Here is a 19869-nt window from a genome sequence, read left to right as displayed (position 1 = left end):
AGAAAAAAACTCTAGTAATAAATTGGAAAATTTTTTGCTTAAAAAATTACGGAGAAGGAATTTCAAATAAGATAATGGAAATTTTTGATACACATATAAAGTGCGTTTTAACCTAGTTTTAAAAGATTTACTGTTAATAAAAATAAAATGAACCAAAGAACTAACCAAAGCAAAACTATACAGCATTTACTTTATCCAAAACCTACTGTAAAATTTATAGTAGGTTTTGTAGTTTAAAATATTAAAGTAAATTTACAAATAACTCTTAAGTGAGATAGTTTAAATAAATGAATTGATGTGCACCCCAAAAGTTAGACTTTTTATCCAGGTATTTATGTGGAAAGTCAACGAAAAACTAGACACGGAGTTAAGAGAATTTAAGAATTATATTTTTCAAAGTCTTTTGGAGACTTGTAATCAAGACCTGAATGCATCCTTTTTGTATTATAATAGGTCTCAATGTATTTAAATATTTCTTGAGTAGCCTCAGCTCTTGTCTCAAAATGAGCATCATTAATAAGCTCCCTCTTTAGCGTCTTATAAAAAGACTCCATCATTGCATTGTCATAGGGATTTCCTTTACGACTCATGCTAGATTGAGCACCGACTTGACGAAGAGTAGATTGATAACGAGAGCTTGTATATTGACTCCCTTGATCAGTATGGACAATCAAGCCAGGCTGAGGATGTTCTTTCCCACAAGCTTGTAAGAAGCAATCCCTCACCAGTTTATCTTGCATCCGTGAAGACATTGACCAGCCTACAATCTTACGTGAAAAAACGTCGATATTCACGGCTAAGTATAAGGTGCCTTCTTTGGTAGGGATATAGGTCATGTCTCCCAGCCATACTTTATTAGGAGCTGTTGCTTTAAAGATCTGATTAATTAAATTGGGTCTTGAAAGCGAAGCTCCTTTTCTGTTGTAATGTTTATATTTATATCGGCTTCCCTTGGCATAAAGTCCCATCAAGTGCATCAGTTTCCCAACACGTTTCGTGTTGGTCATAATACCAGTATTATGAAGTACCTTGGTAATTCTAACCGCACCATAGCGTCCCTTATGCTCATGAAAGACAGCTTTTATCTTCTCTGAGAGAATTTCTCTCTCCACTTGTTGTTTTGAAGGACGACGATGCATGTATTCATAGAAACCTGAGCGAGAAACCTTAAGAACTTTTACTGCATGCTTAATTTTTATCTTCCCATGATGTTTCAAGAGAAATTCAAAACGTTTTACTTGCTTCGCTTCAAGAAGACCCGGAACTTTTTTAGAAGTTCAAGTTCCTCCTGAAGATAACGATTTTCTTTCTCTAACAATTTAATCTTATGTTGAGCATCAGCTAGGGCTGTCCCATTGCCTGGAAAAGCACTTTCTCCATATTCTTCAACTTCTTGAACCCAGCGATAAAGACTATTGGCATGAACCTCAAGCTCTTGGCTGACTTCTTTAACAGAGTAACCCTCTTCAAGAATGAGTTTTACTGCAGAATTTTTAAATTGTTTATCGAATTTTCTTCTTGCCATAATAAACCTTTCCACGATTTCTCTTAACTTTGTGTCTAGTTTATTATAACCTTTCCATTATGCTTGGATTTTTTATTGTTTAATTCCCTTTTTTGTATACAAGCTCGTATTCTTAACAAATAATTGGCATATCGGGTTTAAAAATACTATGTGTTTTAAAGAATCTCTCATGAGTTTGACGCCAATAACTTAGATTAAAATCACCGTCACCTTATTTTTAGGCACGTTCGGCAGTAACCTTATCAAAGGTATCTCAGTCATTAAGTTTCATGATAGTATTTACTATTTTGATGGTTTTTGTTATTATCCAATCGTTAAAATGACAAAAACAAATAGATAAATAGATAAATAGATAAATAGATAAATAGATAAATAGATAAATATTTATGGGGAGGACAAGTGAACTTATCATGATTAATTGTAAACGATTGAGTTCTGAATGTTTCAAATTATGAGGAACAACAGGAGTTGGACTATTCTTTAAACGCCTCGACGATACCATCACTCTTCATTAGCCTAAAATTAACAAGTTAAAATCATTAGAATAATCTCTTTTACAAAAAATATTTATTTAAGTTATAGTTGACGAATATTTAATAATTTTATTAATATCTTGATTTTCTAGTTCCTGAATAATATAGAGATAGGTTTATTGAGTCTTAGACATACTTGAATGACCTAGTCTTATAACTATACTGACAATAGAAACATTAACAAATCTAAAACAGTCTTAATTCTATCTTGAGAAAGTATTGGTAATAATATTATTGTCGATAACGCGAGCATAATAAACGGCTCTGATTAAATTCTGAAGTTTGTTAGATACAATGATTTCGTTCGAAGGAACTACAAAATAAATTATAAGGAGGCACTCAAAATGAGTACAAAAGATTTTAACTTGGATTTGGTATCTGTTTCGAAGAAAGATTCAGGTGCATCACCACGCATTACAAGTATTTCGCTATGTACACCCGGTTGTAAAACAGGAGCTCTGATGGGTTGTAACATGAAAACAGCAACTTGTAATTGTAGTATTCACGTAAGCAAATAACCAAATCAAAGGATAGTATTTTGTTAGTTCAGACATGGATACTATCCTATTTTTATAAGTTATTTAGGGTTGCTAAATAGCTTATAAAAATAAAGAGAGGAAAAAACATGATAAAAAGTTCATTTAAAGCTCAACCGTTTTTAGTAAGAAATACAATTTTATCTCCAAACGATAAACGGAGTTTTACTGAATATACTCAAGTCATTGAGACTGTAAGTAAAAATAAAGTTTTTTTGGAACAGTTACTACTAGCTAATCCTAAACTCTATGATGTTATGCAGAAATATAATGCTGGTCTGTTAAAGAAGAAAAGGGTTAAAAAATTATTTGAATCTATTTACAAGTATTATAAGAGAAGTTATTTACGATCAACTCCATTTGGATTATTTAGTGAAACTTCAATTGGTGTTTTTTCGAAAAGTTCACAGTACAAGTTAATGGGAAAGACTACAAAGGGTATAAGATTGGATACTCAGTGGTTGATTCGCCTAGTTCATAAAATGGAAGTAGATTTCTCAAAAAAGTTATCATTTACTAGAAATAATGCAAATTATAAGTTTGGAGATCGAGTTTTTCAAGTTTATACCATAAATAGTAGTGAGCTTGAAGAAGTAAATATTAAATATACGAATGTTTATCAAATTATTTCTGAATTTTGTGAGAATGACTATCAAAAATATGAAGATATTTGTGAAACTGTAACGCTTTGCTATGGAGACGAATATAGAGAACTATCGGAACAATATCTTGGCAGTCTGATAGTTAATCATTATTTGATCTCTAATTTACAAAAAGATTTGTTGTCAGATTTTTCTTGGAACACTTTTTTGACTAAAGTTGAAGCAATAGATGAAGATAAAAAATATATAATTCCTCTGAAAAAAGTTCAAAAGTTTATTCAAGAATACTCAGAAATAGAAATTGGTGAAGGTATTGAGAAACTGAAAGAAATATATCAGGAAATGTCACAAATTCTTGAGAATGATAATTATATTCAAATTGATTTAATTAGTGATAGTGGAATAAATTTTGATGTTAAACAAAAGCAACAATTAGAACATTTAGCTGAGTTTTTAGGAAATACGACAAAATCTGTAAGAAGAACATATTTGGATGACTATAAGGATAAATTTATCGAAAAATATGGTGTAGATCAAGAAGTACAAATAACAGAATTATTTGATTCTACATTTGGCATAGGAGCTCCATATAATTATAATCATCCTCGAAATGACTTTTATGAGTCCGAACCGAGTACTCTATACTATTCAGAAGAGGAGAGAGAAAAGTACCTCAGCATGTATGTAGAAGCCGTTAAAAATCATAATGTAATTAATCTTGACGACTTAGAGTCTCATTATCAAAAAATGGACTTAGAAAAGAAAAGTGAACTTCAAGGGTTAGAATTATTTTTGAATTTGGCAAAGGAGTATGAAAAAGATATTTTTATTTTAGGGGATATCGTTGGAAATAATAATTTGGGAGGGGCATCAGGTAGATTTTCTGCACTCTCTCCGGAGTTAACAAGTTATCATAGAACGATAGTAGATTCTGTCGAAAGAGAAAATGAGAATAAAGAAATTACATCGTGTGAAATAGTATTTCTTCCAGAAAATATCAGACATGCTAACGTTATGCATACATCAATTATGAGGAGGAAAGTACTTCCATTTTTTACAAGTACAAGTCACAATGAAGTTCTGTTAACTAATATCTATATTGGAATAGACGAAAAAGAAAAATTTTATGCACGAGACATTTCAACTCAAGAGGTATTGAAATTCTACATTACAAGCATGTACAATAAAACGTTATTCAGTAATGAGCTAAGATTTCTTTACGAAATTTCATTAGATGACAAGTTTGGTAATTTACCTTGGGAACTTATTTACAGAGACTTTGATTATATTCCACGTTTAGTATTTGACGAAATAGTAATATCTCCTGCTAAATGGAAAATTTGGGGAAGGGATGTAAATAGTAAGATTACAATAAGAGAACTTATTCAAAGCAAAGAAATTCCCAAAGAGTTTTATATTGTCAATGGAGATAATAAAGTTTATTTATCACAGGAAAACCCATTGGATATGGAAATTTTAGAGTCGGCGATAAAGAAGAGCTCAAAAAGAAAAGATTTTATAGAGCTACAAGAATATTTTGAAGATGAAAATATCATAAATAAAGGACAAAAGGGGAGAGTTGCCGATGTTGTAGTGCCTTTTATTAGAACGAGAGCATTAGGTAATGAAGGGAGAGCATTTATAAGAGAGAAAAGAGTTTCGGTTGAACGGCGTGAAAAATTGCCCTTTAACGAGTGGCTTTATCTCAAGTTGTACATTTCTATAAATCGTCAAAATGAATTTTTACTGTCGTATCTTCCAGATATTCAGAAAATAGTAGCAAACCTGGGTGGAAATCTATTCTTCCTAAGATATACTGATCCTAAACCACATATTAGATTGCGTATAAAATGTTCAGATTTATTTTTAGCTTACGGATCTATTCTTGAAATCTTAAAAAGGAGTCGGAAAAATAGGATAATGTCAACTTTTGATATTTCTATTTATGATCAAGAAGTAGAAAGATATGGTGGATTTGATACTTTAGAGTTATCCGAAGCAATATTTTGTGCCGATTCTAAAATTATTCCAAATTTGCTTACATTGATAAAAGATACTAATAATGATTGGAAAGTCGATGATGTATCAATCTTGGTGAATTATTTATATCTGAAATGCTTCTTTCAGAATGATAACAAAAAGATTCTTAATTTTTTGAATTTAGTTAGTCCTAAAAAGGTTAAAGAAAATGTCAATGAAAAGATTGAACATTATCTTAAGCTTCTGAAAGTTAATAATCTAGGTGACCAAATTTTTTATGACAAGAATTTTAAAGAATTAAAGCATGCCATAAAAAATTTATTTTTAAAAATGATAGCTCAAGATTTTGAACTTCAGAAAGTTTATTCAATTATTGACAGTATCATTCATGTCCATAATAACCGACTAATTGGTATTGAACGAGATAAAGAGAAATTAATTTATTACACACTTCAAAGGTTGTTTGTTTCGGAAGAATACATGAAATGAGGACTAATAGATGGATGAAGTGAAAGAATTCACATCAAAACAATTTTTTAATACTTTACTTACTCTTCCAAGCACCTTGAAGTTAATTTTTCAGTTGGAAAAACGTTATGCAATTTATTTAATTGTGCTAAATGCTATCACAGCTTTTGTTCCGTTGGCTAGTCTTTTTATTTATCAAGATTTAATAAACTCTGTGCTAGGTTCAGGGAGACATCTTATCAATATTATTATCATCTATTTTATTGTTCAAGTGATAACAACAGTTCTGGGACAGCTGGAAAGTTATGTTAGTGGAAAATTTGATATGCGACTTTCTTACAGTATCAATATGCGCCTCATGAGGACTACCTCATCTCTTGAATTAAGTGATTATGAGCAGGCTGATATGTATAATATCATAGAAAAAGTTACTCAAGACAGCACTTACAAGCCTTTTCAGCTATTTAATGCTATCATTGTTGTGCTTTCATCGTTTATCTCATTGTTATCTAGTCTATTTTTTATTGGAACATGGAACATTGGGGTAGCAATTTTACTCCTTATTGTTCCAGTATTATCTTTGGTACTTTTTCTCAGAGTGGGACAATTAGAGTTTTTAATCCAGTGGCAGAGAGCAAGTTCTGAAAGAGAAACATGGTATATTGTATATTTATTGACTCATGATTTTTCATTTAAAGAAATCAAGTTAAATAATATTAGCAATTACTTCATTCATAAATTTGGAAAATTAAAGAAAGGATTTATCAACCAAGATTTAGCTATTGCTCGTAAGAAGACATATTTCAATATTTTTCTTGATTTCATTTTGAATTTGATAAATATTCTTACGATATTTGCTATGATCCTTTCGGTAAGAGCAGGAAAACTTCTTATAGGTAATTTGGTAAGTCTCATACAAGCTATTTCTAAAATCAATACTTATTCTCAAACAATGATTCAAAATATTTACATCATTTATAATACTAGTTTGTTTATGGAACAACTTTTTGAGTTTTTAAAGAGAGAAAGTGTAGTTCACAAAAAAATAGAAGATACTGAAATATGCAATCAACATATAGGAACTGTTAAAGTAATTAATTTATCATATGTTTACCCTAATTCGAATGCCTTTGCACTAAAGAATATCAATTTATCCTTTGAAAAAGGAGAATTAACTGCTATTGTAGGAAAAAATGGTTCAGGGAAAAGTACACTAGTAAAGATAATTTCAGGATTATATCAACCAACTATGGGAATAATCCAATACGACAAAATGAGAAGTAGTTTGATGCCTGAGGAGTTTTATCAGAAAAACATATCGGTGCTGTTCCAAGATTTTGTGAAGTATGAGTTAACGATAAGAGAGAATATAGGATTGAGTGATTTGTCTTCTCAATGGGAAGATGAGAAAATTATTAAAGTACTAGATAATTTAGGACTCGATTTTTTGAAAACTAATAATCAATATGTACTTGATACGCAGTTAGGAAATTGGTTTCAAGAAGGGCGTCAACTTTCAGGAGGTCAGTGGCAAAAAATTGCATTAGCAAGGACATTCTTTAAGAAAGCTTCAATTTATATTTTAGATGAACCAAGTGCTGCACTCGATCCTGTAGCTGAAAAAGAAATATTTGATTATTTTGTTGCTCTTTCGGAAAATAATATTTCAATTTTCATTTCTCATAGTTTGAATGCTGCCAGAAAAGCAAATAAAATCGTGGTTATGAAAGATGGACAGGTCGAAGATGTTGGAAGTCATGATGTCCTTCTGAGAAGATGTCAATACTATCAAGAACTTTATTATTCAGAGCAATATGAGGATAATGATGAATAAAAAAAATATAAAAAGAAATGTTGAAAAAATTATTGCTCAATGGGATGAGAGAACTAGAAAAAATAAAGAAAACTTCGATTTCGGAGAGTTGACTCTCTCTACAGGATTGCCTGGTATAATTTTAATGTTAGCGGAGTTAAAAAATAAAGATAACTCAAAGATATATCAGAAAAAGATAGACAATTATATTGAATATATTGTTAGCAAACTTTCAACATATGGGCTTTTAACAGGATCACTTTATTCGGGAGCAGCTGGCATTGCATTAAGTATCCTACATTTACGAGAAGATGACGAAAAATATAAGAATCTTCTTGATAGCCTAAATAGATATATCGAATATTTCGTCAGAGAAAAAATTGAAGGATTTAATTTGGAAAACATTACTCCTCCTGATTATGACGTGATTGAAGGTTTATCTGGGATACTTTCCTATCTATTATTAATCAACGACGAGCAATATGATGATTTGAAAATACTCATTATCAATTTTTTATCAAATCTGACTAAAGAAAACAAAGGACTAATATCGCTTTACATCAAATCGGAGAATCAGATGTCTCAATCAGAAAGTGAGATGTATCCACTAGGCTGTTTGAATATGGGATTAGCACATGGACTTGCTGGAGTGGGCTGTATCTTAGCTTATGCCCACATAAAAGGATATAGTAATGAAGCCTCGTTGTCAGCTTTGCAAAAAATTATTTTTATTTATGAAAAGTTTGAACTTGAAAGGAAAAAACAGTTTCTATGGAAAGATGGACTTGTAGCAGATGAATTAAAAAAAGAGAAAGTAATTAGGGAAGCAAGTTTCATTAGAGATGCATGGTGCTATGGAGGTCCAGGTATTAGTCTGCTATACTTATACGGAGGATTAGCACTGGATAATGACTATTTTGTAGATAAAGCAGAAAAAATATTAGAGTCAGCTATGCAAAGGAAACTTGGTATTGATTCATATATGATTTGCCATGGCTATTCTGGTTTAATAGAAATTTGTTCTTTATTTAAGCGGCTATTAAATACAAAAAAGTTTGATTCATACATGGAAGAATTTAATGTTAATAGTGAGCAAATTCTTGAAGAATACGGAGATGAAAGTGGCACGGGTTTTCTTGAAGGAATAAGTGGCTGTATACTGGTATTATCGAAATTTGAATATTCAATCAATTTTACTTATTGGAGACAAGCACTGTTACTTTTTGACGATTTTTTGAAAGGAGGGAAGAGGAAATGAGAAGATATTTAATACTTATTGTGGCCTTAATAGGGATAACAGGTTTATCAGGGTGTTATCAAACAAGTCATAAAAAGGTGAGGTTTGACGAAGGAAGTTATACTAATTTTATTTATGATAATAAATCGTATTTCGTAACTGATAAGGAGATTCCTCAGGAGAACGCTAACAATTCCAAAGTAAAATTTTATAAGCTGTTGATTGTTGACATGAAAAGTGAGAAACTTTTATCAAGTAGCAACAAAAATAGTGTGACTTTGGTCTTAAATAATATTTATGAGGCTTCTGACAAGTCGCTATGTATGGGTATTAACGACAGATACTATAAGATACTTCCAGAAAGTGATAAGGGGGCGGTCAAAGCTTTGAGATTACAAAACTTTGATGTGACAAGCGATATTTCTGATGATAATTTTGTTATTGATAAAAATGATTCACGAAAAATTGACTATATGGGAAATATTTACAGTATATCGGACACCACCGTATCTGATGAAGAATTGGGAGAATATCAGGATGTTTTAGCTGAAGTACGTGTGTTTGATTCAGTTAGTGGCAAAAGTATCCCGAGGTCTGAATGGGGGAGAATTGATAAGGATGGTTCAAATTCCAAACAGAGTAGGACGGAATGGGATTATGGCGAAATCCATTCTATTAGAGGAAAATCTCTTACTGAAGCATTTGCCGTTGAGATAAATGATGATTTTAAGCTTGCAACGAAGGTAGGAAACTAGAGTGAAAAAAATACTAGGTTTCCTTTTTATCGTTTGTTCGTTGGGTTTATCAGCAACTGTGCATGGGGAGACAACAAATTCACAACAGTTACTCTCAAATAATATTAATACGGAATTAATTAATCATAATTCTAATGCAATTTTATCTTCAACAGAGGGATCAACGACTGATTCGATTAATCTAGGGGCGCAGTCACCTGCAGTAAAATCGACAACAAGGACTGAATTGGATGTAACTGGTGCTGCTAAAACTTTATTACAGACATCAGCTGTTCAAAAAGAAATGAAAGTTTCGTTGCAAGAAACTCAAGTTAGTTCTGAATTCAGTAAGAGAGATAGCGTTACAAATAAAGAAGCAGTTCCAGTATCTAAGGATGAGCTACTTGAGCAAAGTGAAGTAGTCGTTTCAACATCATCGATTCAAAAAAATAAAATCCTCGATAATAAGAAGAATAGAGCTAACTTCGTTACTTCCTCTCAGCTTATTAAGGAAAAACCATCAAATTCTAAAGATGCATCTGGTGTAATTGATAATTCTGCTTCTCCTCTATCTTATCGTAAAGCTAAGGAAGTGGTATCTCTTAGACAACCTTTAAAAAATCAAAAAGTAGAGGCACAACCTCTATTGATAAGTAATTCTTCTGAAAAGAAAGCAAGTGTTTATACAAATTCACATGATTTTTGGGATTATCAGTGGGATATGAAATATGTGACAAATAATGGAGAAAGCTATGCGCTCTACCAGCCCTCAAAGAAAATTTCTGTTGGAATTATTGATTCAGGAATCATGGAAGAACATCCTGATTTGTCAAATAGTTTAGGAAATTATTTTAAAAATCTTGTTCCTAAGGGAGGGTTTGATAATGAAGAACCTGATGAAACTGGAAATCCAAGTGATATTGTCGACAAAATGGGACACGGGACGGAAGTCGCAGGTCAGATTACAGCAAATGGTAATATTTTAGGAGTAGCACCAGGGATTACTGTAAATATATACAGAGTATTTGGTGAAAATCTTTCGAAATCGGAATGGGTAGCTAGAGCAATAAGAAGAGCTGCGGATGATGGGAACAAGGTCATCAATATAAGTGCTGGACAGTATCTTATGATTTCAGGATCGTATGATGATGGAACAAATGATTATCAAGAGTATCTTAATTATAAGTCAGCAATAAATTATGCAACAGCAAAAGGAAGTATTGTTGTCGCAGCTCTTGGTAATGATAGTTTAAACATACAAGATAACCAAACAATGATAAACTTTCTTAAGCGTTTCAGAAGTATAAAGGTTCCTGGAAAAGTTGTAGATGCACCGAGTGTATTTGAGGATGTAATAGCCGTAGGTGGAATAGATGGTTATGGTAATATTTCTGATTTTAGTAATATTGGAGCGGATGCAATTTATGCTCCTGCTGGCACAACGGCCAATTTTAAAAAATATGGGCAAGATAAATTTGTCAGTCAGGGTTATTATTTGAAAGATTGGCTTTTTACAACTACTAATACTGGCTGGTACCAATATGTTTATGGCAACTCATTTGCTACTCCTAAAGTATCTGGGGCACTGGCATTAGTAGTTGATAAATATGGAATAAAGAATCCTAACCAACTAAAAAGGTTTCTTCTAATGAATTCTCCAGAAGTTAATGGGAATAGAGTATTGAATATTGTTGATTTATTGAATGGGAAAAATAAAGCTTTTAGCTTAGATACAGATAAAGGTCAGGATGATGCTATTAACCATAAATCAATGGAGAATCTTAAAGAGTCTAGGGATACAATGAAACAGGAACAAGATAAAGAAATTCAAAGAAATACAAATAACAATTTTTCTATCAAAAATGATTTTCATAACATTTCAAAAGAAGTAATTTCAGTTGATTATAATATTAATCAAAAAATGGCTAATAATCGAAATTCGAGAGGTACTGTTTCTGTACGAAGTCAAGAAATTTTACCTGTTACTGGAGATGGAGAAGATTTTTTACGGGCTTTAGGTATAGTGTGTATCTCAATCCTTGGTATATTGAAAAGAAAGACTAAAAATTGATAGATTATATTTCTTCAGAATGAATGGTATAATGAAGTAATGAGTACTAAACAATCGGAGGTAAAGTGGTGTATAAAATTTTAATAGTTGATGATGATCAGGAAATTTTAAAATTAATGAAGACAGCATTAGAAATGAGAAACTATGAAGTTGCGACGCATCAAAACATTTCACTTCCCTTGGATATTACTGATTTTCAGGGATTTGATTTGATTTTGTTAGATATCATGATGTCAAATATTGAAGGGACAGAAATTTGTAAAAGGATTCGCAGAGAAATATCAACTCCAATTATCTTTGTTAGTGCGAAAGATACAGAAGAGGATATTATAAACGGCTTAGGTATTGGTGGGGATGACTATATTACTAAGCCTTTTAGCCTTAAACAGTTGGTTGCAAAAGTGGAAGCAAATATAAAGCGAGAGGAACGCAATAAACATGCAGTTCATGTTTTTTCAGAGATTCGTAGAGATTTAGGACCAATTACATTTTATTTAGAAGAAAGGCGAGTCTGTGTCAATGGTCAAACAATTCCACTGACTTGTCGTGAATACGATATTCTTGAATTACTATCACAACGAACTTCTAAAGTTTATACGAGAGAGGATATTTATGATGACGTATATGATGAATATTCTAATGCACTTTTTCGGTCAATCTCGGAGTATATTTATCAGATTAGGAGTAAGTTTGCACCATACGATATTAATCCGATAAAAACGGTTCGGGGACTTGGGTATCAGTGGCATGGTTAAAAAATATTCAATGCGTCGACGGATATGGCAAGCTGTCATTGAAATTATCATAGGTACTTGTCTACTTATCCTGTTGTTACTGGGCTTGACTTTCTTTCTACGACAAATTGGACAAATCAGTGGTTCAGAAACTATTCGTTTATCTTTAGATTCAGATAATTTAACTATTTCTGATATCGAACGTGATATGAAACACTACCCATATGATTATATTATTTTTGACAATGATACAAGTAAAATTTTGGGAGGACATTATGTCAAGTCGGATGTACCTAGTTTTGTAGCTTCAAAACAGTCTTCACATAATATTACAGAAGGAGAAATTACTTATACTTATTCAAGCAATAAGCATTTTTCAGTTGTTTTAAGACAAAACAGTATGCCTGAATTTACAAATCATACGCTTCGTTCAATTTCTTATAATCAATTTACTTACTTTTTCTTTTTTCTTGGTGAAATAATACTCATTATTTTTTCTGTCTATCATCTCATTAGAGAATTTTCTAAGAATTTTCAAGCCGTTAAAAAGATTGCATTGAAGATGGGGGAAATAACTACTTTTCCTGAACAAGAGGAATCAAAAATTATTGAATTTGATCAGGTTCTGAATAACTTATATTCGAAAAGTAAGGAGTTAGCTTTCCTTATTGAAGCGGAGCGTCATGAAAAACATGATTTATCCTTCCAGGTTGCTGCACTTTCACATGATGTTAAGACACCTTTAACAGTATTAAAAGGAAATATTGAACTGCTAGAGATGACTGAAGTAAATGAACAACAAGCTGATTTTATTGAGTCAATGAAAAATAGTTTGACTGTTTTTGACAAGTATTTTAACACAATGATTAGTTATACAAAACTTTTGAATGATGAAAATGATTACAAAGCGAGAATCTCCCTGGAGGATTTTTTGATAGATTTATCAGTTGAGTTGGAAGAGTTGTCAACAACTTATCAAGTGGATTATCAGCTAGTTAAAAAAACAGATTTAACCACTTTTTACGGAAATACATTAGCTTTAAGTCGAGCACTTATCAATATCTTTGTTAATGCCTGTCAGTATGCTAAAGAGGGTGAAAAAATAGTCAGTTTGAGTATTTATGATGATGAAAAATATCTCTATTTTGAAATCTGGAATAATGGTCATCCTTTTTCTGAACAAGCAAAAAAAAATGCTGGAAAACTATTTTTCACAGAAGATACTGGACGTAGTGGGAAACACTATGGGATTGGACTATCTTTTGCTCAAGGTGTAGCTTTAAAACATCAAGGAAACTTAATTCTCAGTAATCCTCAAAAAGGTGGGGCAGAAGTTATCCTAAAAATAAAAAAGTAATTTAGTAATCTCTAAGGATTACTTTTTTTGTTTCTGAATAGATTCTGAAAATTGTTTTATATACTTTTTTTAAACATAAAATAAAGTGAGGAAATATAATGCAGGTAAAAATTCAAAATCTTTCTAAAACATATAAAGAAAAGCAGGTGCTACAAGATATCAGTTTTGATATTAAATCTGGAACAGTCTGTGGTTTATTAGGAGTTAACGGTGCAGGAAAATCAACTTTGATGAAAATTTTGTTTGGTTTAATTTCTGCAGATACTGGAAAAATTTTTTTTGATGGACAAGAAAAGACAAATAATCAACTTGGAGCCTTAATCGAGGCTCCAGCAATATATATGAATTTATCTGCTTTCGATAATCTTAAAACTAAGGCTTTGCTTTTTGGAATTTCAGATAAGAGAATTCATGAAACTCTAGAAGTGATTGGTTTGGCAGAAACAGGAAAGAAAAGAGCAGGAAAATTCTCTTTAGGGATGAAACAACGTTTGGGAATTGGTATGGCTATTCTTACAGAACCTCAATTTTTAATTCTTGATGAACCTACTAATGGTTTGGATCCTGATGGTATTGCGGAGTTGTTAAACTTAATCTTAAAACTTAAAGCTAAAGGTGTGACAATCTTGATTTCTAGTCATCAGTTGCACGAAATAAGTAAAGTAGCTAGTCAAATTATTATTTTGAACAAAGGTAAGATTCGTTATAATCATGCGAACAATAAAGAAGACGACATTGAACAGTTATTCTTTAAGATTGTGCATGGAGGAATGTGATATGAAAAGAATAATAGCATCAGAAGCAATAAAATTAAAAAAATCAGGAACTCTTAGATTGGTATTAATTATCCCTTTTGTGACTCTATTTATAGCATTTCTTATGGGTGGAATACAGATTTTTAGTGTTTTTTCAATTTATTGGTGGGAAACTGGTTTTTTATTCCTTTTGATGAGTTTGCTTTTTCTTTATGATATAAAATCAGAGGAGCAAGCTGGAAATTTTCAAAATGTGAAATGGAAAAAGCTGAGTTGGAAAATTCATTTGGCCAAAATGTTGTTGATTTGGCTAAGAGGTATACTAGCGAGCATAGTCTTGATTATTTTGCTTTATTTGGTTGCTTTTGTGTTTCAAGGTATTGTAGTGGTGGATTTTATGAAAGTAAGTGTGGCATTGATTGCTATATTACTAGCAGCTTCTTGGAATTTACCCTTTATATACTTGATTTTCAAGTGGATTAATACTTACGTATTGTTAGCTGCGAATACCTTGATTTGTTTAATTGTTGCCCCTTTTGTTGCACAAACTCCAGTATGGTTCTTGCTACCATACACTTATCACTATAAAGTTACAGAAAGTTTGTTAAATATCAAACCATCAGGAGATTTGTTAACAGGGAAGATAAATTTCAGTATTTGGGAAGTTTTATTACCATTTGGACTTTCCATAGTTGTAACGATAGGAGTTTCGTATTTACTTAAAGGAGTGATAGAACATGATAAGAAGTGAATGTCTCAAATTAAAAAATAGCTTAGGGTTTTATTTAGTTTTTCTCTTTACTTTATTAGAGCTTTTAACGGTTCCTATTTATTTAGCTTTTGGAAGAAGTCATGTTTCAATGACTGATTTGTCGCTCATGATTTTTTTGTTTTTTCCGTTACTGGTTACAATTTTGTCTATTCTAATCTTTGAACAGGAGAGTCTGGCCAATCGTTTCCAAGAAATAAATGTAAATAAAAAAAGTAGCAGAATTTGGTTATCAAAGCTAATAGTAGTGGATTTCCTTTTGTTCTTTCCATCAGCAATGATCTGGATAATTACGGGAGTTTCACAGGCAGTAGGGCAACAAGGAATGATGATCGCAACAGCTAGCTGGTTGATGGCAATTTTTCTTAATCATTTTCATCTTTTATTGACCTTTATAATCAATCGAGGAGGGAGCATGATTATCGCGATTATTGAAATATTACTCATTATTTTTGCCAGTAATAAAGTTTTATTAGCAGCTTATTGGTGTCCTATTGCTTTACCTGTTAATTTTATGATAAATGGGCGGTGTGCTTATCTGATAGCTGCCGTAGGGTGGATTGTTTTATCCACAATAATTCTTGTAGCATTATCTAAAAAAAAGATTAGATAAAGTATTTTTTCTTATGGTAATTCGACCTAATATGTTTTTGCTATTTATCTCTTATTTCTGTCTATAGTAATTTATTCAAAGTACCTTTAGACTCATAAGTTTGAATAAAATTTCTATCAATATGTGACAGTTCTTACTCTAAGAATAATGTTTCCGTCGTTAGTTTTCTTTTCTCAGTAATTTTTTATAAAGTGGTTTCCTATCGACTTACACTTTTTCTTTTGGAGTTATTGGTGTCAAGCTCATGAGAGATTCTTTAAAGCATATAACATTTTTAAACTGATATGCCAGTTATTTGTGAAGAATATGAGTTTCTATATAAAAGAGAAAATTAAACAATGAAAAATCCAAGTATAAATACTTGGATTTTTCATTATTTTTGATAGACATATAAAGTGCATTTTAACCTAGAATTAAAAGATGTATCGTTGATAATAATAAAATGAACCAAAGCAAAACTGACGTTAAGTCAATTTATTAGAGTCAAAAACGTATAATTTTAATGTATTTATTTTAAGTGATTTCTTTTTCAAATTGATTAGGCGTAAGATACCCTAAACTCTGATGGATGCGTTTTGAATTATAAAAGGCTTCAATATACCAGAAAATACTCTGATAGGCTTCTTCAAAGTTCTTATATTTAAATTGATAGACCCACTCTCTTTTTAAATGTCCATGCCAAGATTCAAGACTGGCATTATGATAAGGATAGCCCTTACGACTGAAGGAGTGAGTCATTCCAGAGTTTTTTTATTGTCTCTTCATACTCATGACTCGTATACTGACTTCCTTGGTCAGAATGAAGCATCACAGCTTCTGGATAATTTTGTGATTCCATTGCCTTATTCAAAGTCCTTTGCACTAATTCTACAGTCATTCGCTTTCCTAAATCCCAAGCAATGACTTTTTTAGTATAACGATCCATAATGGTTGAGAGATAAACCCAGCCTTGTTGAGTAGGAATATAAGTAATATCAGTTGCCCAAACCTTATTTATCTTTTTAGGCTCATTTTGTATAAGGTTCTTTCTGTTAATACCATCACTTACGGAGTGTCCGGGTTTAAATTTTTTAACGACGACGGACTTGAGCTGAAGTTGTTTCATTATTTTTTGTACGAGCTTTATCCCTACTTTTTCCCCTTGATTGAGTAAGAGGTGATGAATCTTAGGTGCCCCATAGATTCCCCGATTCGCCTTGAAAAGTTGGTCAATCTTCAGTGCCAAGTGCTGTCTTCTTAATTGAGTTTTGGATGGCCGTCGATTGATTCTCTCATAATAACTTGCTTCAGGAACACCAAGCAGTTGGCAACTGAGTCTGACATTGAGTGCTAAAGTTTTAATCGTTTGAGACATATCCGCAGCACTCACATCTTTTTCTCGGCGAATATGGTCAATACTTTTTTAAGATGTCTCGTTCTTCCTTAACTTTAGCCAGCTGTCTTTTTAATTCTAGAAAATCATCTTTAGAGACTGAGCTTTCATTAGACTTAGAATAGAGGTCGATCCATTTATAAATCGTTGCAGGAGCCACGCCGTATTCTTTAGAAAGCTGTGTGACGGATTGCCCAGAATGATAGAAGTCGAGAAGGGTGTCTTTAAATTCTTGTGAGTAGCGTTTTTGCATGTTTTTATCCTTTGTCTAAATTATACAATAGTGACTCTAAGAATTAAGGATAGCATCACAGTGTCTTTTTGAAGAAGTAAAATATATTTTTAATCTATACCATAATGTAGCTGAACAGGAAGTTGATATGTAATGTCAATGTTATCTCCATCAATTTTTCGTATGATTAAATCAACTAAGAGTTCCGCTAAATCATTTATTGGTTGCTTTATCGTTGTTAGGTTAGGATAGTAGTTTTCTATAAATTCAGTTCCATCAAAACCTACCACATTAAGTGATTTTTTTAAATTTGAGGCGAGATCTTTTACTAATATAGCTGTTAAATCATCTGTACAAAATACACCATCAAAATCGTTGTTTTCTAGTATTTTTTTGATCTCAACTTTTTTGCGAAGAAGAGTCCATTGAGAAGGAATTTTTATTATATGAGGCTTTAATTGATTTCTTTCTAGCTCAAGCAGATATCCATCACGCCTTAAATATGTAGGAGAATTGGTATTATCGTTCCCAGTAAATATGGCGATTTTTTTACTTCCAGAGTTAATCAAAGCTTTAGTAGCTAGGATTCCTCCCTCAAAATTATCAGAGCTAACAACAGTCGTTTCAGGGGTTAATAAACGGTCAAAAGCAACAATAGGTGCTTCAATTGCTATATAATCATGTGCTTTTAAATTATGACTCCCATAAATAATTCCATCAACTTGGTTAGAAAGTAATAAGGCAAGATAGTCTCGCTCTTTTTGTTCATCATGTTCTGTTGTTGCTAACATAGCTTTGTAACCTCGTTTGAAAAGAGCTTGCTCAATTTTTTCAATCAATTCTGCATAAAAAATATTTTTTATAGTTGGAAATACTAGCCCAATTAATTTTAAAGACTTTCCTTGCAAAGAACGTGCGGCTGCGTTTGGAATATAATGCAAGTCTTGCATTGCTTTTTCTACTTTTGATATTGTTGCGTCACTCAAATATCCTTTACGATTTATAACACGCGAAACTGTCGTTACACTAACCCCAGCTTTATTTGCAACATCTTCAAGTTTAATCACTTTTTTAGCTCCCATAATTTTATTTTTATCGGATTTTGACTTCTAATCGAATACTGATTCTTATTTGGAAATACACGACCTGATAATACTTTTTCACCATCATTAATAAAAATTTCAAAAATTGATTGATCAATAAATACATTCATTTTTTCTATTTTAACATGTGCCAAACGTTTTTCATAATTTCTTATAAGTGTAATAGTATTATTTTCTTTATCTATCTCAACTTTAAGTGCACTATCCCCTTTTTCATTTGTCATTAAAGATAGAAGTGTAGAGGTTTGCTGACGAAAATCGATCTCAAGTTCATAAGAGTTAGATGTAATAATGTTATTATCTGCTAGTAAGAGATCTTGTTCCTTTTGTCTTAATTCTTTCATTTTTTCAACTGGATATTGATACAATTTGTTGTCTTTTATTGAAAGCTTCTTAACCATGGACAAGACACCTTGAACATTGTATTTATCAGTGGGGTATGATGTCTCAGGTAAACCTAGCCATGAAATGGCATAAGCAGAGCCATCAGGTGCATTAAATGACTGCGTAGCATAACAGTCAAAACCTTCATCCAAATTAATTAGTTGTCCTGCATTTTTTAGCTGATTTTTTGAACCAGTAGTAAAGTCATCCGCAATAACATACATATTAGGATATATATTATCATATTTAACAATCGATTCATCTAGTCCTTGTGGACAAAAAACTAATACTGATCTACCATTGACAAATATAAGGTTCGGACATTCAATCATATAACCCATTTTTTCTTTTGAAAAATCTAAGTTTCCCAAATCTTTCCAATCAGTTAAATTATTTTCTATTGCTTTATAAAGTTTGATTATACCATTTTGTTGAGAGCTTTGAGCACCAATCAAGCAATAAATTTGTCCTTTAAATGAAAAAATTTGGGGATCTCGAAAATGGTCGGTTGTTTGAGAAAAATCAGGAAAAATTAGTGGTTCAGTGAATTTGACTAACTGATTATTTTTGTCAACTTTTGCTCCGAGTTGATATGGAGTTCTAACCCAATCTTTGCCTCTGTGATTACCCGTATATATTAAAAATAAGGAGTTTTCAAAAGCTAAAGCAGACCCAGAATAAGCTCCAGCATTATCATATTTTGTATCTGGATAAAGGACTAGCCCTGTTTTCTCAAAGTGGACGAGATCATCTGAGACTAGATGTACCCATGATTTTAAACCATGTACTGGCCCAAAAGGAAAATGTTGGTAGAACAAATGCCATTTTTCATTGAAATAAGAGAATCCATTTGGATCATTAAGAAGTCCAGTTTCTGGTTCAATATGAAAATTTGATTTCCAAGGAGATTTTAGTGCCAGTTTGCGTAAACTCTCTAAATCATTTTCAGAATAACTATCGTAGGGACGATATCGTTGTTTGGTAGACCATTTCATTTTTTTTTCCTCATTTACTAAATTATATATATTTATGATAAACGTTTTTTATAAAA

14 protein-coding genes and 1 pseudogene are annotated in these 19869 nt (G+C 31.8%); 11 read left to right on the top strand and 4 right to left on the bottom strand.

The genetic code is table 11. The features are described from left to right. Window positions 1–377 precede the first annotated feature (377 nt). Window positions 378–1525, bottom strand: a protein-coding gene (locus tag LDP15_RS06410) for an IS3 family transposase (protein ID WP_095586744.1) whose coding sequence is annotated in 2 segments (ribosomal slippage) — window positions 378–1273 and window positions 1273–1525 — 1149 coding nt in all. Because the reading frame shifts where the segments join, the coding sequence is not laid out codon by codon here. An 877-nt stretch (window positions 1526–2402) separates the two neighbouring features. On the opposite strand from LDP15_RS06410, the gene LDP15_RS06405 reads away from it, so the two are divergent. From LDP15_RS06405 to LDP15_RS06355, 11 genes are all read left to right on the top strand, one after another. Next, complete coding sequence (locus LDP15_RS06405) at window positions 2403–2576, top strand: gallidermin/nisin family lantibiotic (RefSeq protein WP_015425978.1); 174 nt, start codon at window positions 2403–2405, stop codon at window positions 2574–2576. Between the two features lie 107 nt (window positions 2577–2683). Further along, a complete protein-coding gene (locus tag LDP15_RS06400; RefSeq protein ID WP_225513591.1) occupies window positions 2684–5665 on the top strand; it encodes a lantibiotic dehydratase in 2982 nt (993 codons plus the stop codon). 10 nt (window positions 5666–5675) lie between these two features. Then, a complete protein-coding gene (locus LDP15_RS06395) occupies window positions 5676–7478 on the top strand; it encodes an ABC transporter ATP-binding protein (protein WP_015425980.1) in 1803 nt (600 codons plus the stop codon). Next, the gene (locus tag LDP15_RS06390) at window positions 7468–8715 is read left to right on the top strand and encodes a lanthionine synthetase C family protein (protein ID WP_029344967.1); all 1248 of its coding nucleotides are present in this window, start codon (window positions 7468–7470) and stop codon (window positions 8713–8715) included. The genes LDP15_RS06395 and LDP15_RS06390 overlap by 11 nt, the downstream gene beginning before the upstream one ends. Then, window positions 8712–9449 carry a NisI/SpaI family lantibiotic immunity lipoprotein gene (locus LDP15_RS06385; protein WP_015425983.1) on the top strand — a complete coding sequence of 246 codons (738 nt, stop codon included), beginning with the start codon at window positions 8712–8714 and terminating at the stop codon, window positions 9447–9449. The genes LDP15_RS06390 and LDP15_RS06385 overlap by 4 nt, the downstream gene beginning before the upstream one ends. A 1-nt stretch (window position 9450) precedes the next feature. Beyond that, window positions 9451–11499, top strand: coding sequence for a S8 family serine peptidase (locus tag LDP15_RS06380; RefSeq protein WP_015425984.1), 2049 nt, complete (start codon window positions 9451–9453; stop codon window positions 11497–11499). A 68-nt stretch (window positions 11500–11567) separates the two neighbouring features. After that, entirely contained in the window at window positions 11568–12254 is a 687-nt protein-coding gene (locus LDP15_RS06375) for a response regulator transcription factor (RefSeq protein WP_014734918.1), read from the top strand. Next, window positions 12247–13590 carry a HAMP domain-containing histidine kinase gene (locus tag LDP15_RS06370; RefSeq protein WP_225513590.1) on the top strand — a complete coding sequence of 448 codons (1344 nt, stop codon included), beginning with the start codon at window positions 12247–12249 and terminating at the stop codon, window positions 13588–13590. The genes LDP15_RS06375 and LDP15_RS06370 overlap by 8 nt, the downstream gene beginning before the upstream one ends. 98 nt (window positions 13591–13688) lie before the next feature. Then, entirely contained in the window at window positions 13689–14366 is a 678-nt protein-coding gene (locus tag LDP15_RS06365; protein ID WP_015425986.1) for an ABC transporter ATP-binding protein, read from the top strand. 1 nt (window position 14367) lies between these two features. Continuing rightward, window positions 14368–15096, top strand: a complete 729-nt coding sequence (locus tag LDP15_RS06360) for a lantibiotic ABC transporter permease (RefSeq protein ID WP_014570414.1) — start codon at window positions 14368–14370, stop codon at window positions 15094–15096. Next, a complete protein-coding gene (locus tag LDP15_RS06355) occupies window positions 15083–15727 on the top strand; it encodes a histidine kinase (RefSeq protein WP_015425987.1) in 645 nt (214 codons plus the stop codon). Before LDP15_RS06360 ends, LDP15_RS06355 begins: the two co-directional genes overlap by 14 nt. 513 nt (window positions 15728–16240) lie before the next feature. On the opposite strand, the pseudogene LDP15_RS06350 reads toward LDP15_RS06355, so the two are convergent. The 3 genes and pseudogenes from LDP15_RS06350 to LDP15_RS06340 all read right to left on the bottom strand — a co-directional run bounded on the left by LDP15_RS06350 (window position 16241) and on the right by LDP15_RS06340 (window position 19813). Next, window positions 16241–17352 (bottom strand): annotated as a pseudogene (locus LDP15_RS06350) (IS3 family transposase). Between the two features lie 89 nt (window positions 17353–17441). Further along, window positions 17442–18413, bottom strand: a complete 972-nt coding sequence (locus LDP15_RS06345) for a LacI family DNA-binding transcriptional regulator (RefSeq protein WP_017864246.1) — start codon at window positions 18411–18413, stop codon at window positions 17442–17444. Next, entirely contained in the window at window positions 18395–19813 is a 1419-nt protein-coding gene (locus LDP15_RS06340; RefSeq protein ID WP_015425991.1) for a sucrose-6-phosphate hydrolase, read from the bottom strand. Before LDP15_RS06340 ends, LDP15_RS06345 begins: the two co-directional genes overlap by 19 nt. Window positions 19814–19869 lie beyond the last annotated feature (56 nt).

The sequence above is a fragment of the Lactococcus sp. SK2-659 genome, assembly GCF_020218185.2.
GTDB lineage: Bacteria > Bacillota > Bacilli > Lactobacillales > Streptococcaceae > Lactococcus > Lactococcus lactis.
This window is presented reverse-complemented; position numbering and strand designations above follow the sequence as displayed.

Coding starts and splice junctions, on each gene's coding strand:
- LDP15_RS06405 (WP_015425978.1), top strand. CDS start 2,403: ATGAGTACAAAAGATTTTAACTTGGATTTGGTATCTGTTTCGAAGAAA.
- LDP15_RS06400 (WP_225513591.1), top strand. CDS start 2,684: ATGATAAAAAGTTCATTTAAAGCTCAACCGTTTTTAGTAAGAAATACA.
- LDP15_RS06395 (WP_015425980.1), top strand. CDS start 5,676: ATGGATGAAGTGAAAGAATTCACATCAAAACAATTTTTTAATACTTTA.
- LDP15_RS06390 (WP_029344967.1), top strand. CDS start 7,468: ATGATGAATAAAAAAAATATAAAAAGAAATGTTGAAAAAATTATTGCT.
- LDP15_RS06385 (WP_015425983.1), top strand. CDS start 8,712: ATGAGAAGATATTTAATACTTATTGTGGCCTTAATAGGGATAACAGGT.
- LDP15_RS06370 (WP_225513590.1), top strand. CDS start 12,247: ATGGTTAAAAAATATTCAATGCGTCGACGGATATGGCAAGCTGTCATT.
- LDP15_RS06365 (WP_015425986.1), top strand. CDS start 13,689: ATGCAGGTAAAAATTCAAAATCTTTCTAAAACATATAAAGAAAAGCAG.
- LDP15_RS06360 (WP_014570414.1), top strand. CDS start 14,368: ATGAAAAGAATAATAGCATCAGAAGCAATAAAATTAAAAAAATCAGGA.
- LDP15_RS06355 (WP_015425987.1), top strand. CDS start 15,083: ATGATAAGAAGTGAATGTCTCAAATTAAAAAATAGCTTAGGGTTTTAT.
- LDP15_RS06345 (WP_017864246.1), bottom strand. CDS start 18,413: ATGGGAGCTAAAAAAGTGATTAAACTTGAAGATGTTGCAAATAAAGCT.
- LDP15_RS06340 (WP_015425991.1), bottom strand. CDS start 19,813: ATGAAATGGTCTACCAAACAACGATATCGTCCCTACGATAGTTATTCT.